The following is a 14649-nucleotide window of genomic DNA, read 5'->3' on the forward strand; positions in this document are numbered from 1 at the left end:
TCACGGCCCGGAGGATCAGAAGTAGCCGTCCTTCTTGCGATCCTCCATGGCGGCCTCAGAGATGCGGTCATCGGCCCGGGTGGCGCCGCGCTCGGTCAGCGTGGAGACGCCCACCTCCGCGACGACGTCGGACACGGTGGCGGCCTGGGAGACCACCGCTCCGGTGCAGGACATGTCGCCCACCGTCCGGTAACGGACCTGCTTCGCCTCGATGTGCTCGCCCTTGCGCGGCTGGGACACGGGGGTCACCGACATCCACATGCCGTCGCGCTGGAAGACCTCGCGCTCGTGGGCGAAGTAGATCGGGGGCAGGTCGATGTGCTCGCGCTCGATGTAGCGCCAGATGTCCAGCTCGGTCCAGTTGGAGATCGGGAAGGCCCGCACGTGCTGGCCCGCCGTGTGGCGCCCGTTGTACAGGTTCCACAGCTCGGGGCGCTGGTTGCGCGGATCCCACTGCCCGAACTCATCGCGCAGGGACAGGATGCGTTCCTTGGCCCGGGCCTTGTCCTCGTCGCGGCGCCCGCCGCCGAACACGGCGTCGAAGCGGTTGTCGGCGATCGCATCCAGCAGCGGGGTGGTCTGCAGCGGGTTGCGGGTGCCGTCGGCGCGCTCGGTGAGGCGGCCGTCGTCGATGTAGTCCTGGACGGAGGCCACGACCAGGCGAAGCCCCAGCCGCTCGACCGTGCGGTCGCGGAAGGAGAGGACCTCCGGGAAGTTGTGCCCGGTGTCCACGTGCAGCACCGGGAACGGTATCGCCGCCGGCCAGAACGCCTTGGCCGCCAGGTGCAGCATGACCACGGAGTCCTTGCCGCCGGAGAACAGCATGGCGGGGCGGTCGAACTCGGCGACGACTTCGCGGATGATGTGGATGGCCTCGGACTCGAGGGCGTCCAGGGCGGACTGCTCGCCCGTGGCGGACACGGCGGCAGACGCGGCGGTCTCTGTCATGGGGTCTCGCTCTCCTGAAGGTGCTGTGGTCTCGCGGTGCGGGCGACCCCGCAGGGGCATCAGAGGTGGATGCCGCACTCGATCTTGTCGCTGCCGGACCAGCGCCCGGCGCGGGGGTCCTCGCCCGGAGCGACCTTGCGGGTGCAGGGCGCGCAGCCGATCGAGAGGTAGCCCTCGGACAGCAGGGGGTTCACGGGCAGGCCGTGCGAGTCCGAGTGCTCCACGAGGTCGTCCAGCGACCAGCGGACCATGGGGTTGACCTTGACCAGCTTGTGGGTCTCGTCGAAGGACACGAGCGGGGCGTCGGTGCGCGTGGGCGACTCGTCGCGGCGCACGCCGGTGAACCAGACCTCGTAGTCCTGCAGGGACTCGGCCAGCGGCTCCACCTTGCGCATGGCGCAGCAGGCCGTGGGGTTCGTGCGGAACAGGTCCTTGCCGTGCTGCTCGTCCTGCTGGGCGACCGTCAGCTTGGGCATCACGTCGATCACGTTGATGTCGAGCATGGCCTTGGCGGCCTCCTTGGTGCCCTCCGTCTCCGGGAAGTGGTAGCCGGTCTCCAGGAAGAGCACGTCCACGTTCGGGATCTGCTCAGCCACCAGGGCCGGCAGCACCAGGTCCGCCATGGAGCAGGCCACGGCCACGCGGGCGTGCGGGAAGGTCTCGGCCACCCAGCGGATCGCGGCCGTGTGATCGGCCTCGCCCTGGGCCGGGACGTGGCCCTCGGAATCGAGCTCGGCACCCAGCTGGCGAGCGCCCGCGGCGGCCAGCTCGCGCAGCTCGTCCTCGCTGCGCATCGTCTTCTCAGCGGTTCCAGCGGTCATTTCAGATCGTCCTCCTCAGCGCGCGTGCTCCATGCGGCAAAGCTCTCGCCCGCCTCCCTCTGTTCTGCGAAGCGGCGGGTCAGCCGCTCCACGTATTCGGGCAGCTCGTCCTGGAAGACCTTGAGCCCGCGCACGGTGCGACCCAGATTGGCCTCGCCGCCGTGCTCCGAGCTGGTCAGCCCGCCGCCCAGGTGCACCTGGTAGCCGGGCTTGGGATCGCCGTCCTCGGTCGGCAGCAGCTGGCCCTTGAGCCCGATGTCCGCGACCTGGATGCGCGCGCACGAGTTGGGGCAGCCGTTGATGTGCAGGGAGATCGGCACGTCCAGCTCGAGGTCCTCGAGACGGCGCTCGAGCTCATCGATGGTGTCCGAGGCGACCTGCTTGGTCTCCACGATCGCCAGCTTGCAGAACTCGATGCCCGTGCAGGCCATGGTCGAGCGGCGGAACGGCGACGGCTTGACCTTGAGGTCGATCTCGTCGAGGGCCTGGATCGCGGCGTCGACGTCGTCGTCGGCGATGTCCAGCAGGACGATCTTCTGCTGCGGGGTCAGGCGCACCCGGTCCGAGCCGAAGCGCTCCATGATCTCGGCCAGCGCGGCGAGCTTCTCCCCCGGCATGCGGCCCACTCGCGGGGCCGCGCCCAGGTAGTTGAGGCCGTCCTTCTGCCGGTGCACGCCGATGTGGTCCGAGGGGCCGGTGGGCGCGGCAGGGGCGGGGCCGTCGGCCAGGGCGTAGCCGAGGTACTCCTGCTCCAGCACTTCGCGCATCTTCTGCGGCCCCCAGTCCTTCATGAGGAACTTCATGCGGGCCCGGTTGCGCAGGCGACGGTAGCCGTAGTCGCGGAAGATCGAGGTGATCCCGCGCCAGACGTCGAGAACCTGGTCCTCCTGCACGAACACACCCAGACGCTGGCCGAGGTACGGCTGCACCGACAGCGCGCCGGCGACCCACAGGTCGTAGCCGGGGCCGAGCTCGGGGTGCACGACGCCCACGAACGAGCAGTCGTTGATCTCGTGGGCCACGTCCAGCGACGGGTGCCCGGTGACCGCGGTCTTGTACTTGCGCGGCAGGTTGGAGAACTCGAGGGTGCGCACCTCGTCCTTCAGCGCCTCGATCGCGGGCGTGGGGTCGAGGATCTCGTCGGCGGCCGCACCGGCCACCGGGGAGCCCAGGATCACGCGGGGGACGTCGCCGCAGGCCGAGACGGTGTCGAGACCGACCTCGTCCAGGCGCCGCCAGATCTCGGGGACGTCCTCCACGCGGATCCAGTGGTACTGGATGTTCTGGCGGTCCGTGATGTCCGAGGTGCCCCGGGCGAAGACCTGCGAGATCTCGGCCAGGCAGCGCAGCTGGGCCCGGGACATGGCCCCGCCGTCCAGGCGCACGCGCATCATGAAGTACTCGTCCTCGATCTCCGCGTCCGACAGCGCGCCGGTGCGGCCGCCGTCGATCCCGGGGCGGCGCTGGGTGTACAGCCCCCACCACCGGAAGCGTCCGTGCAGATCATCGGGGTCGATCGAGGCGAAGCCCTCCTTCGAGTACTTCTGCTCGATCCGGGCGCGCACGGCGAAGCCGTCGTCGGCGGCCTTGAACTCCTCGTTGTGGTTCAGGGGCTCGCGGCCGTCGACCGCCCACTGCCCCTCCGGCTTGGGCTTGCGTGCGCGCGCAGGGCGCGAGGTGGTCTCGCTCGTCATGCCGACCATGGAACGACGACGGGGGCCGCCGCGTCACATGCGAGGTCACCCGGCGTCATCATTGACTTCTCAGGCTTGACTAAGTTATTGGCCCGGCTCTTGCGTCATCCCGGAAGACGTCCTCGAGCCGCGTGCCCGCCTGGAGCAGCGGCCAGCAGCGGATCAGGCGCAGCATCTGCTCCTCCGCGCCGACGGCCTCCCCGGGATCCCGGCCGCGCAGTCCCAGGGCGGTGCGAGCAGCGACCCGGACGGGGACGATCCGCGCGAGCACCTGGCCGCCGCCCGTGACCACCAGCGCGGGCGCATCGTGGGCCGCCGCCTGCTCGCAGGCCTCCTGCAGACCGCCCGGCGGGATGCGGCAGGCGCGCACCAGCTCGACCTCGAAGCGCGGGCGGACACGGGCGGCGCCCCCCGGCCCGCCGACGGAGGGAGCGGGCCTCCCCAGCTGCACCCGCGGATCGGCAGCCAGCATCTCCTCCAGCTCCTTTGCCATGTCCCCGGACCCGCCCGGGAGCCGCACGTGGACATCGCCGGATCCCAGCAGATCCCGCACCGCGAGTGCGGCCGTGCCCGTGCGCAGGTGCTCCTCCCTCTGCGCAGCATCGCCCCAGGTGACCAGGATGTCCGCCACGGCATGCACCATCCCCGAGGGCCGGGCGATCGGATGGGTGATCCGCGAGGCCAGGCGCAGGCTCTCGCGGTTCTTCTGCAGCACGGCCGCCGACGGATCGGCTTCCGAGCGCCCGCCCCAGTCGGCCCCGCGGTGCACCGCGCGCGCCGCCGGGGCATGCAGCAGCTCGCAGCCGCCCAGCACGGCCTGCCAGCCCAGCTCCCAGTCCTCCCCGCCGTAGCCGACCATCGCGGCGTCGAACCCCCCGAGGCGCTCGAAGGTCGAGCGGCGGCAGGAGAGCACCGCGGAGATCACGTAGCGGAAGTGGGAGTCGTCGTGGCGGCGCAGATGATCTGTCTGCGCCCACGCCCGGGCCAGCCACTGCGGCTCGCCCAGATCACGCGGCGGCTGCGCGGTGTCGTCCACATGGACCCTGGTCCCTACGACGAGGGCGTGGGGATGCTCGCGCAGGGCCTCCTCGACGGCGGCGAGGTAGCCCGGCTCGGGCACGGTGTCGCCATCGAGGAAGACCAGGATCCCGCCGCGGCAGTGCCCGGCCCCCAGGTTCCGCGCCGCCGCCGCTCGGAACCCGCGGTCCTCCTGGCGGACCACGCGCACCCCGGCGGGGACCCGGGGCGGGCACGCGGAGCCGTCATCGGCCACGACGATCTCCAGCGCCTGCACCGGCTCCTGCGCCCGCAGCCCCGCGAGCACAGCGTCCAGGCCCTCCTGGTCCTCGAAGTACGGGATCACCACGGAGATCCCGCCGCTGTCGGCCCCAGCGGACGCGAGCGTCATCGCAGCAGCTCCTTCCACGCATCCGCATAGGCCTCGGCGACCTGCGCCCAGCCCCACCGCGGCAGCGGGCGATCGGCCCGGGTCCGCCGCGGCTCGGCCAGCAGCTCGCCCACCGCGGTCCCCAGCTCCTCGCGCCGACGACGCAGCACGGCGCCGGGCCAGCGCTCGTCGATCTCGCGCATGTACGGGCCGTCCACCACGAGCGGCCGGCGCCCGTGGGCGATCCACGTGTTGAGCGAGCCCGAGGCGGAGACGTGCAGGTGCGGGCACACGGGGACGTCGACCGCCTCCAGCTGCCCCGCCAGCTCGGGCTCGGGGACGTAGCCCGTGAGCTCGAAGCGCACCCCGCGCGCCGCGGCGCGCTTCCGCAGCACCTGGACGTCGGCGTCGTGGCCCGCAGCACTCGCCCCGATCGCGCGCACCAGGGTCCCCCGCGGCACGGAGTCGATCACATCCTCGATGCCCTTGCCGGGATGCACGAAGCCCAGAACCCCCACGACCGCGCCATCGCCGGCGGCCGCGGGGCACTCGACGGGCAGAGCCTCCTCGAGGGGCAGCGGCACCGCGCGCACGGCGGTGCTCGCCCCGCCGTCGGGCCCCTCGCCGGCCAGCGCGCGCAGGGCCGCAGCCTCGTGCTCGGAGTGGGCGATCACCAGATCGGCGCCGCGCACCAGGCGGGCGAAGGCCGTGCGGCGGCGAGCGAACCTCTGCGCCCCCTCCTCCGGCTGCGGCACGTCGTGGGGGCCCACGCTCAGCAGGCCGCGGCCGCGCAGCCGCAGCACGGCCTCGACCGCGCAGTCCGCATCGGCGCCGAACAGGGCGTCGGTGAAGCTGACGTGCAGCAGCGCCTGAGCGGACGGCTCCGCGACGGGCAGCTCGACGGTCCGTCGCACGAGCCGGTGGTCGAACCCGCCGACCCCGGCCTCCCGCGCGGCGTGGAACAGACCCAGCCCGTGCCGGACCACCCCGTGGCTCTCGGGGCCCACGACCAGATGGCTGATCACCGATGCCCGGCGGCTCACGGCAGCAGCCCCAGCATGGTCATGCGCTGCCCGTGCCGGGCCAGGGCGCGCTCGATCAGCCGCGGCCTGGCCCGGCAGAAGGCGAGCTGCTCCCGGGCGATCCCGGCCTCATCGAGCTCCCGGGCGTCCCGGCCTGTGCCCAGCCGCCATCCGCTCGTGCGCGCGTCGGGGCGCAGGACAGCCCCGAGCGCCCTCGCGTGCGTCGGATCCACGGGGGCCTCCACCGAACGCAGCAGCTCGCGCCCGGGATCGGCGACGCCATCCGGGTCCGGGGCGAAGCCCAGCCCCCGGCCCAGCTCCTCCAGCACCCGCTGGGCCAGGATGCGCAGCGTCGCGTTGTCGGGGTGGTTGATGGTGTGCCAGTGCGGGCGGGCCTCGAGCGCATCCGACATGACGACCGTGCCATGGGCCTGCTCGCGTGCTCGCAGCTGCCCCACGGATTCGGCATGCAGGGCCTCCAGCGCCTCGGCCTCCAGCCGCGGGGCGTTCGGCGGCAGGGCGTCGGGCCTGAGGCCCGCGCCCGCCCGCGAGGCCTGCGCGATCGTGCGCAGATCCGAGTACGGCACCGCGGGCGGATCCAGCGAGCTGTCCTCCGGGTCCCGGACGATGACCTGGAACGGGTGCAGCCCGGCATAGCGCAGCACCGGGATGCGCAGCCGCAGGGACGACGACGGCAGCAGCGCCTCGAGCTGGCGCGTGCCGGAGGGCAGGCCGCGGTAGTCGTCGCGCACCGGCTGCATCACGAGCGCGTCGGTCCGGGCCATGAGCCGGGCGGCCGCCTCCGCATCACGGGTGCCCCACTCGAAGACCGGCGGGACGCGCACGGAGCGCAGGCCGGGATCGGCATCCAGCAGCACGCGCAGAGACTCCGCCTGGCAGTTGCCGATCACGACCACGAGGGGCAGATCATCCGGGGCGGCGTCGTCCTGTCCGGCGCGCTCCGAGGCCTGTCCGTAGAAGTCCGCATAGTGCTTCGCGCGCCCGTGGTTGCTCACCGTATGATGATAACGATACTTATGACCAGGGGCCCCGTGGGGTCTCTTCTGCGCGGAAGGCGGTGGAGGGCTGACAGCAGTGCATCGTGCTGTGCAGGGGAGTCAGAGGCTGCGAGCAGCGCCGATCCCCGCCCATCACCCCTATGTGGACGCCGTGGAGCCGCTGGCCGACTGGGACGGATTCGAGCTCGTCGCACCCCCCGAGCTCGAGACAGCAGGACCGGGGACCTGGATCCCGCACCCGCTGCTCGAGGCGCAGCGCCTGGCCGAGGACGCCGATCGCGTGGATGTCCTGCACGTGCACTTCGGCTTCGAGCACCGCACCCCGCAGCAGATGCGCGAGCTCGTCGAGCAGTGCCGCGCCTCCGGGATCCGTCTGGTGCTCACCGTGCACGATCTGTCCCATCCGCATCTGCGCACCGCTCAGGAGCAGCGGGAGCACCTCGAGCGCCTGGCCGTGCTGATCGAGGCAGCCGAGACCGTCATCACCCTCACCGGCTCGGCGGCCGAGGAGATCCACCGGCGATTCGGCCGCCGGGCGGAGGTCATCGCTCACCCCTGCGTCGTCGCGCCGCAGCGAGCGCGACGACTGCAGGAGCAGGTCCGCGAGCGCGGCGGGCCCTCGCTCGGGGTCGCCGTGTTCCTCAAGGACCTGCGGGCCAGCACCGTGCGGGAGCTGTCCTGGCACCGGGATCTGGCCGAGGGGCTCCGAGGGGTCGGCGCCCGACTCACCGTCTTCCTGGACGAGCGCGCAGCCGGCACCGAGCTGGGCCGCGGCCTGAGCGGCATCCAGGGCCTGGAGCTCGTGGTGCATCGGCGGATGGACGACGAGCGCCTGTTCACGCAGGTGGCCGAGTGCGCCGTCGTCGTCCTCCCCTACCTTCGCGGGACCCACTCCGGGTGGCTGGAGATGTGCCGGGACCTGGGCGTCGTGGTCGTGGCCCCGGACTGCGGGCACTTCGCGGATCAGGCCGACCAGCCGGGCGCGGTGCTCTCCTGCCGCACGGGCGACGGCCGCGATGCCGCCCGTGCGGCCGCACAGGCTCTGGGCGTCGCACCCCTGCCATGGGCCGGCGACCGCGCCGCCCAGGCCGAGCGCATCGCGCTGCGGCACCGCGAGCTGCTTGCCGAGGCAGGATCATGAGGATCGCCGTGATCGGCCCGTCGCGCATGCCGATCGCCCCGCCCTTCGGCGGAGGGCTCGAGGTCTTCGTCCAGCGCATGGTCGAGGGGCTGCGCTGTCGCGGGCTCGACGTCGACCTGTTCGCAGCCGCAGGCTCCCAGGGGCATCGCCGCGATCTGGAGTTCCCCGGCGTCGACTGGAGCGGGCACGAGCACGGCGCCCGCGACGACCGCTATCCGCCCGGCGCCCGGGAGTCCGAGACCGCCGCCTTCGCCCGCGTCTGCCGGCATCTGGAGCGCTCCGACTACGACCTGGTGCACAACAACAGCGTGCACCCCTCCATCCTGGAGCTGGGCCCCGCCCGTCGCCCGCCGATGGTCACGACCCTGCACACCCCGCCCCAGGACGACATGCAGGGCGTGCTCGGCCGGGTTGCGGGCGCCTCCGAGAGGTTCTGCGCGGTCAGCCGGTTCACGGCCTGCCAGTGGTCGCTGCCGCGCGCCGCGGAGGTGATCCACAACGGCGTGCAGACGGACCAGTGGCGCCCGGGCCCCGGCGGCGGAGGGGCGGTCTGGTTCGGGCGCCTGACCCGGGAGAAGGCCCCCCACCTTGCCATCGAGGCCTGCCGCCGGCTCGGGATGCCGCTGACCCTGATCGGGCGCTGCGCGGATCCGACCTACTTCTCCCAGCGGATCGCCGCACATCTGGGGGATCAGGTGCGCTGGCTCGGGGCCATGGCTCCGGAGCAGATCATGGACGAGGTCGGGCGGGCCTCGCTGGCCCTGGCCACGCCGCAGTGGGATGAGCCGTTCGGGCTCGTGCTGATCGAGGCGATGTCCTGCGGCACTCCCGTGGCCGCGTTCAGCCGCGGGGGCATCCCCGAGATCCTGCGCACCGTGCCCGAGCACCTGGCCCGGCCCGACGACGTCGACGACCTCGTGCGCGCGGCCCGCGCAGCCCTGCACCAGCCGCGCGCCGAGGCCCGGGCCATCGCGGTCGAGCGCTTCGACCTGAAGGTGATGATCGATCGGTACCTGTCCCTGTTCGAGGAGGTGATCGCGACGTGATCGGCCTGTACGCCCATCATCAGGGGGCCGGGCATCTCACCCGCTGCCGCGCGCTCGCCCGCGCCCTGGCCCCGTACGAGGAGGCGGTGATCCTCTCCTCCCACCCCGAGGCCGACGTGGTCCTGCCGATGGACGCCCCCGCCGACGAGCGCGGCGTCACCGCCCACGGGGCGCTGCACTGGGCGCCGCAGGGCCACGACGGATACACCGAGCGCATGGCGATGATCGCCGCGTGGGTGCGCGATCACCGCCCCTCGGTCGTCCACGTGGACCTCTCCGTCGAGGTGACGGCGCTGGTGCGCCTGCTCGGGGTGCCCACGACCGTCCAGGCCCTGCCGGGCATCCGCGACGACGCCCCGCACGAGCTCTCCTTCCGGCTGGCCGATCGGATCGTGGCGGCGTGGCCTGACTGGGTTGCGCTGCCGGCTCACCTGGCGCCGTCAGCCGAGCGGGTGCATCGGGTGGGCGGGATCAGCCGCTTCGAGGGCCGCGCCCTGTGCGCGGTGCGCGGTCGCGATGCGGCGATCCTGCTGGGCCGCGGCGGCCAGGACGGTTCGCCTGCCTACTGGCACGAGGTCGCGCGGATCGCCTCCGCTCACCTGGGCGGGCGCTGCCGGTTGCTCGGGCTCGACGAGTGGGTCGAGGACCCGTTCGAGGTCCTCTCCGAGGCGGGGGTCGTGATCACGGCGGCGGGGCAGAACTCCGTGGCCGATGCAGCCGCCGCCGGGGCCCCGATGATCGTGCTGGCCCAGCGGCGCCCTTTCGCCGAGCAGGAGACCACCGCGCGCATCCTGGCCGACGCCGGCCTGGCCGTGGTGCCCGAGGCACCCGGTCTGCCGGCGGCGGGCGAGTGGCCGCAGCTCATCGACCGCGCGCTGCTGCTGGGGTCCCCGCAGGACCGGCGCCGGGCATGGCAGGTCGACGGCGCCGCCAGCCGCGCCGCCGAGACCGTCCTCGGGGCGGCTGGACACGGGCGGGGCGGGTCATGAGCGCGCCGGCGGCGCCTTCCGTGCACGTCGTGACGGTGTGCTCGATCGGGCGGCGGGACCACGTCCTGCGCCAGCTCGAGGCCGTGCGGCGCTGGCTGCCCGCGGCCGTCCACCACACGGTGCAGATCGGCCCCGAGCCCTTCGAGGCCCCCGGGACCCGTCGGCTGGATCGCACCGGGCCCGGGCCCGTGAACCTGGCGGCCGCGCGCAACGCCGCTGGCGACACCGCCTGCGACGCCGGTGCGGACGTGATCATCTTCCTCGACGCCGACTGCCTGCCCGGTCCCGATCTCGGCGCGGCCTACACCGCTGCGGCTGCCGAGCGCCCCGGGGTGCTGTGCGGACCCGTGACCTATCTGCGTGCGCTGGACCGCCCCTACGACCTCGACCGGCTGAGCTCGCTGCGCAGCCCCCATCCCGCTCGCCCCGATCTCCCGCGCGGACAGGCCCGCTGCGCTCGCCCCGGGGAGCACGTCCTGTTCTGGTCCCTGAGCTTCGCGCTCAGCGCCGGGACGTGGCGGGGACTGCGCGAGCGCTTCGGCGGCTTCTGCGAGGAGTTCACCGGCTACGGCGGCGAGGACACGGACTTCGCCATGAACCTGTCCGCCCACGGCGTCGCGCTGCAGTGGGTGGGCGGTGCCGACGCGTATCACCAGTGGCACCCGGTGTCCTCACCGCCGGTCGAGCACCTGGACGACATCCTGCGCAACGCGGAGGTCTTCGCCCGGCGCTGGGGCAGGTGGCCCATGGAGGGCTGGTTCCAAGCCTTCGAGCAGCGCGGTCTGGTGGTCGCCGACGGACCCGGATGGCGCCGCGCGGGAGCTCCCGACGGCGCACCCGCCACCGACCCGTTCAGCGGGTCAGAAGCCTGAGGGCAGCGTCGCCGAGCGGTCGAAGCGCTCGGTCACGGCCACGCGGCCGTCGGCCCCGATCAGCGTGACGGCCTCGGCCGTGCCCCGCTTGGAGCCACCGGCGATCTCGGCCCCGGCATCGACGATCACGTTCTCGAGCTGCACCCCCGCGCCCACGCGCACGCCGTCGAGCAGCACGCTGTGGCGCACGACCGCGCCCTCCTCGACCACGACCCCCGGGCTGAGCACCGAGTGCTCGACCGTGCCCCGGATCCGGGAGCCCGCCGCGATCAGGGACTCCGAGACCTCCGCCGAGGCCGCGATGCGGGCCGGGAGCAGCTGCGGCTGCCCGGAGACGATGGGCCACTGAGGGTCATCCAGCACGGCGCCGTCGCCGTCGAGGATCTGCAGCTGCGCCGTCCAGTAGGACTGCAGGGTGCCCAGATCCATCCAGTACCCGTCCATCCGGTGCTCCACGACCCTGCGGCGCTGCACGAACCACGGGATGAGGTCGTGGCCGTAGTCCTCCAGCCCGCCCTCGGCCTCCTGAAGGTCCTCGAGCGCCTCGATCAGCTGGGGGCCGTCGAAGAGGAACATCTCTGCGGCCACGATCTGCCCCTGGGGGTCCTCGGGCTTGTACGCGAACTGCCTCACGCGCCCCTGTCCGTCGGTGCTCACCACGGAGTAGCGGGAGGGATCCTCGTCCACTCGGGTGGTGACCAGGGTCAGGTCGGCGCGCTGGCGCTGGTGGGTGTCGATCACATCCAGGAAGTTCAGCGTGTAGAGGTGATCTGCCGAGAGCACGAGCACCAGGTCCGGGGCGAACTCCTGGATGGTCTGCTTCTGCCGCAGCAGCGAGTCCGAGTTGCCCTGAGGGAAGCCCTCGCCCTCGGCCCCCTGGAACGGAGGCAGCACATGCAGACCGCCGTGCGTGCGGTCGAAGTCCCAGGGCCGCCCGTTGCTCAGGTGCCGATTCAGGGTGTGCGGCAAGTACTGCTCGATCACCCACACGTCCGACAGGTGCGAGTGCATCAGGTTCGACATCGAGATGTCGATCAGCCGGTAGGTCCCGGCCACCGGCAGCGCGGGCTTGACCCTGTGCTCCGTCAGGGCCTCCAGCCGGGAGCCCTTTCCCCCTGCCAGGACCATCGCCATCGTCCGCGGAATGCGCATGCGGGCCCTCTCCTCGTCGTGAGCGTCCTGCCGACGATCGTAGTCGCGCGATCCCGGGATGAGGGTGACAGAGGCAGGCCCGTGCCATAGTGTCCCGACCCACGGGCCGCCCGTGCGCTCCTCCCCTGCCCGGGAGGCGGCATCGCACCGCAGACCGGCCCTCCCTCGTCCCGAACGGATCCATGACGCTCCCAGCTGATACCACCCCGGCCGCCCTCGACCCGCAGTCGCGCTGCCCCTGCGGCTCCGGCGACATCTACGGCGGCTGCTGCCTGCCGCTGCACCGCGGCAGGCCCGCGGCCACGGCAGAGGCCCTCATGCGCTCGCGCTTCAGCGCCTTCGCGGTGGGCGATGATCAGCACCTGCTGCGCACCTGGCACCCCGACACCCGCCCCGAGACCCTCGAGCTGGACCCGGACCTGCGCTGGTACCGCCTCGACATCCACGGCACCACCGGCGGCGGCCCGTTCGAGGAGTGGGGCACGGTCGACTTCACCGCCCACTACCGGCCCATGCCCGGGACCGACGCCCCGCGCGGCAGCCAGCACGAGAACTCGCGCTTCCGCCGCGTGGACGGGCAGTGGCTCTACCTGGACGGCGCCGTCCACTCGGCCTGACGGAGGCTCCCGCGGCGCGGGCGTGTGGCCGGTTCCACAGCCCGAGGGTCCCTTCGGGCCGCGGCGGGCACGGCGCGCCGCCGTAGAATCAGCGGATCCGTCGGCGCCACCACCTGATCGACGGCATCCTTCTCGAGAGAGCCGCACTATGTCCTCACCCTCCTCCCGCGATGAGTCGCAGCCTCCCTGGCAGGCCTCCGACGCCCCGTCCGAGCACACCGCTCCCACCTCGGCGGAGCATGCGACCGCCGCCGTCGTCGACGGCCCCGCAGCCCCGTCGGCGCCGTCGTCCCCGCCGACGCCCAAGGGCGGCCTTGACCGCTGGTTCAAGGTGACCGAGCGCGGCTCCACCATGGGCCGCGAGGTCCGCGGCGGCATCGCCACGTTCATCGCCATGAGCTACATCGTGGTGCTCAACCCCCTGATCCTGGGGCTCGGCGCCGACTCGACCGGCGCCACGCTGGGCGTGGACCGCGTGGCTGCCATGACCGCCCTGATCGGCGGCGTCATGACGATCCTCATGGGCGTCGTGGCCAAGACCCCGTTCGCCGTGGCCACCGGCCTGGGCGTCAACGCGTTCCTGGCCGTCACGATCGCCACGACCCCCGGGCTGAGCTGGGCGCAGGCCATGGGGCTGGTCATCTGGGCCGGCGTGATCATGTTCGTGCTCGTGCTCACCGGCTTCCGCACCGCCGTGTTCAACGCGGTGCCGGCCTCGCTGAAGTCGGCGATCGTCGTGGGCATCGGCCTGTTCATCGCGCTGGTCGGCCTCGTCAACGCGGGCTTCGTGCGCCGCATGCCGGATGCCGCCGGGACCACCGTGCCCGTGGACCTCGGCGTGGGCGGCGAGCTGATCGGCTGGCCGCTGCTGACGTTCGTGATCACCCTGCTGCTGACGATCACCCTCATGGTGCGCAACATCCGCGGGGCCATCCTGATCGCGGTGCTCAGCGGCACTGTCCTGGCGCACATCCTGGAGGCCGTCGCGCCGTCCGGGTCCTCCGCCGAGAATCCGGCCGGCTGGTCGCTCGTGGTGCCCTCGACCCCCACCGGCCTGTTCTCGCTTCCGGACCTCTCCCTGGTGGGCGAGGCCGACCCGGTCGGGCTGTGGACCCAGCTGGGCGTCACGACCGTGCTGCTGCTGATCTTCACGATCCTGCTGTCCATCTTCTTCGACGCCATGGGCACCATGGTCGGGCTGTCCGAGCAGGCCGATCTGGCCCGGGACGGGAAGATCGAGAACGTCGATCGCATCCTGCTCATCGACGCCGCGGGCGCGGTGGCCGGCGGCGCAGGCTCGGTGTCCTCGAACCAGATCTTCGTGGAGTCCTCGACCGGCATCGCCGAGGGCGCGCGCACCGGCCTGGCCAACGTGGTCACGGGCCTGCTGTTCCTGGCCGCCATGTTCATCACCCCGTTGGTGGAGGTCGTGCCCTTCGAGGCCGTGGCCCCGGCCATGGTGGTCGTAGGCTTCCTGATGGCCAAGAACGTCGTGCGCATCGACTGGGACGACTGGGGCATCGCGGTGCCGTCGTTCCTGACCTTCGTGCTCATGCCGTTCACGTACTCGATCGCCGACGGCATCGGCGCCGGCTTCATCTCCTACGTGTTCATCCGCGTGGTGCAGGGCCGGATCCGCGAGATCCACCCGCTGATGTGGGTCGTGGCCGCGGCGTTCGTGGCCTACTTCGGCATCGGGGTGATCGAGGGCTGGATCCTCTGACCCCCCCGTTACCTTGTGAGCACCCCGATGGACGGGGTCTGGTCGCTCGACCGGGTATGGCTGTGTTGCCCTGCCATTCATGGTCCGGGGGGTGTTGCCGCCCGGTCGAGAGACACGCGTTGACCGCTGATAGGGACACGGCCCAGGACGCCCTGAGGTCTCTTCGTAACGTGGGTGCCGGCATCGAGTGTCAAGACTGCGACCAGCAGTGATGCGTT

13 protein-coding genes are annotated in these 14649 nt (G+C 72.4%); 6 read left to right on the forward strand and 7 right to left on the reverse strand.

Annotated elements, in window-relative coordinates; translation table 11 throughout:
* Positions 1-15: 15 nt before the first annotated feature.
* The 6 genes from cysD to M3E84_RS01400 form a co-directional block, all read right to left on the reverse strand.
* Positions 16-948: a sulfate adenylyltransferase subunit CysD gene (gene cysD, locus M3E84_RS01375; protein ID WP_259894167.1), complete on the reverse strand. Its 933-nt coding sequence runs from the start codon at positions 946-948 to the stop codon at positions 16-18.
* 59 nt (positions 949-1007) lie between these two features.
* Positions 1008-1769, reverse strand: a complete 762-nt coding sequence (locus M3E84_RS01380; protein WP_259894169.1) for a phosphoadenylyl-sulfate reductase — start codon at positions 1767-1769, stop codon at positions 1008-1010.
* Entirely contained in the window at positions 1766-3472 is a 1707-nt protein-coding gene (locus tag M3E84_RS01385; protein WP_396415532.1) for a nitrite/sulfite reductase, read from the reverse strand. The genes M3E84_RS01380 and M3E84_RS01385 overlap by 4 nt, the downstream gene beginning before the upstream one ends.
* Before the next feature lie 70 nt (positions 3473-3542).
* Positions 3543-4871, reverse strand: coding sequence for a glycosyltransferase family 2 protein (locus M3E84_RS01390; RefSeq protein ID WP_259894174.1), 1329 nt, complete (start codon positions 4869-4871; stop codon positions 3543-3545).
* A complete protein-coding gene (locus M3E84_RS01395; RefSeq protein ID WP_259894175.1) occupies positions 4868-5893 on the reverse strand; it encodes a hypothetical protein in 1026 nt (341 codons plus the stop codon). The genes M3E84_RS01390 and M3E84_RS01395 overlap by 4 nt, the downstream gene beginning before the upstream one ends.
* Entirely contained in the window at positions 5890-6888 is a 999-nt protein-coding gene (locus M3E84_RS01400) for a WcbI family polysaccharide biosynthesis putative acetyltransferase (RefSeq protein ID WP_259894176.1), read from the reverse strand. The genes M3E84_RS01395 and M3E84_RS01400 overlap by 4 nt, the downstream gene beginning before the upstream one ends.
* Positions 6889-7033: 145 nt before the next feature.
* Here M3E84_RS01400 and M3E84_RS01405 point away from each other — a divergent pair, with 145 nt between their 5' ends.
* The 4 genes from M3E84_RS01405 to M3E84_RS01420 are packed head-to-tail and all read left to right on the forward strand — an operon-like array spanning position 7034 to position 10939.
* Positions 7034-8032 (forward strand): glycosyltransferase, encoded by a 999-nt coding sequence (locus tag M3E84_RS01405; RefSeq protein WP_259894177.1) that lies wholly within the window; start codon positions 7034-7036, stop codon positions 8030-8032.
* Positions 8029-9078: a glycosyltransferase gene (locus M3E84_RS01410; RefSeq protein WP_259894178.1), complete on the forward strand. Its 1050-nt coding sequence runs from the start codon at positions 8029-8031 to the stop codon at positions 9076-9078. The genes M3E84_RS01405 and M3E84_RS01410 overlap by 4 nt, the downstream gene beginning before the upstream one ends.
* Positions 9075-10067: a glycosyltransferase gene (locus M3E84_RS01415; RefSeq protein ID WP_259894179.1), complete on the forward strand. Its 993-nt coding sequence runs from the start codon at positions 9075-9077 to the stop codon at positions 10065-10067. The genes M3E84_RS01410 and M3E84_RS01415 overlap by 4 nt, the downstream gene beginning before the upstream one ends.
* Entirely contained in the window at positions 10064-10939 is an 876-nt protein-coding gene (locus M3E84_RS01420; RefSeq protein WP_259894180.1) for a glycosyltransferase family 2 protein, read from the forward strand. The genes M3E84_RS01415 and M3E84_RS01420 overlap by 4 nt, the downstream gene beginning before the upstream one ends.
* On the opposite strand, the gene M3E84_RS01425 is transcribed toward M3E84_RS01420, so the two are convergent.
* A complete protein-coding gene (locus tag M3E84_RS01425) occupies positions 10928-12091 on the reverse strand; it encodes a glucose-1-phosphate adenylyltransferase family protein (RefSeq protein ID WP_259894181.1) in 1164 nt (387 codons plus the stop codon). The two genes, M3E84_RS01420 and M3E84_RS01425, sit on opposite strands and share 12 nt — an antisense overlap.
* Positions 12092-12273: 182 nt before the next feature.
* On the opposite strand from M3E84_RS01425, the gene M3E84_RS01430 reads away from it, so the two are divergent.
* Complete coding sequence (locus M3E84_RS01430; RefSeq protein WP_259894183.1) at positions 12274-12708, forward strand: YchJ family protein; 435 nt, start codon at positions 12274-12276, stop codon at positions 12706-12708.
* A 352-nt stretch (positions 12709-13060) separates the two neighbouring features.
* Positions 13061-14431: an NCS2 family permease gene (locus tag M3E84_RS01435; RefSeq protein ID WP_259894239.1), complete on the forward strand. Its 1371-nt coding sequence runs from the start codon at positions 13061-13063 to the stop codon at positions 14429-14431.
* Positions 14432-14649: the final 218 nt, after the last annotated feature.

This window comes from Kocuria sp. p3-SID1428 (assembly GCF_025149945.1).
GTDB lineage: Bacteria > Actinomycetota > Actinomycetes > Actinomycetales > Micrococcaceae > Kocuria.

Coding starts and splice junctions, on each gene's coding strand:
- cysD (WP_259894167.1), bottom strand. CDS start 948: ATGACAGAGACCGCCGCGTCTGCCGCCGTGTCCGCCACGGGCGAGCAG.
- M3E84_RS01380 (WP_259894169.1), bottom strand. CDS start 1,769: ATGACCGCTGGAACCGCTGAGAAGACGATGCGCAGCGAGGACGAGCTG.
- M3E84_RS01385 (WP_396415532.1), bottom strand. CDS start 3,472: ATGGTCGGCATGACGAGCGAGACCACCTCGCGCCCTGCGCGCGCACGC.
- M3E84_RS01390 (WP_259894174.1), bottom strand. CDS start 4,871: ATGACGCTCGCGTCCGCTGGGGCCGACAGCGGCGGGATCTCCGTGGTG.
- M3E84_RS01410 (WP_259894178.1), top strand. CDS start 8,029: ATGAGGATCGCCGTGATCGGCCCGTCGCGCATGCCGATCGCCCCGCCC.
- M3E84_RS01420 (WP_259894180.1), top strand. CDS start 10,064: ATGAGCGCGCCGGCGGCGCCTTCCGTGCACGTCGTGACGGTGTGCTCG.
- M3E84_RS01425 (WP_259894181.1), bottom strand. CDS start 12,091: ATGCGCATTCCGCGGACGATGGCGATGGTCCTGGCAGGGGGAAAGGGC.
- M3E84_RS01430 (WP_259894183.1), top strand. CDS start 12,274: ATGACGCTCCCAGCTGATACCACCCCGGCCGCCCTCGACCCGCAGTCG.
- M3E84_RS01435 (WP_259894239.1), top strand. CDS start 13,061: ATGGGCCGCGAGGTCCGCGGCGGCATCGCCACGTTCATCGCCATGAGC.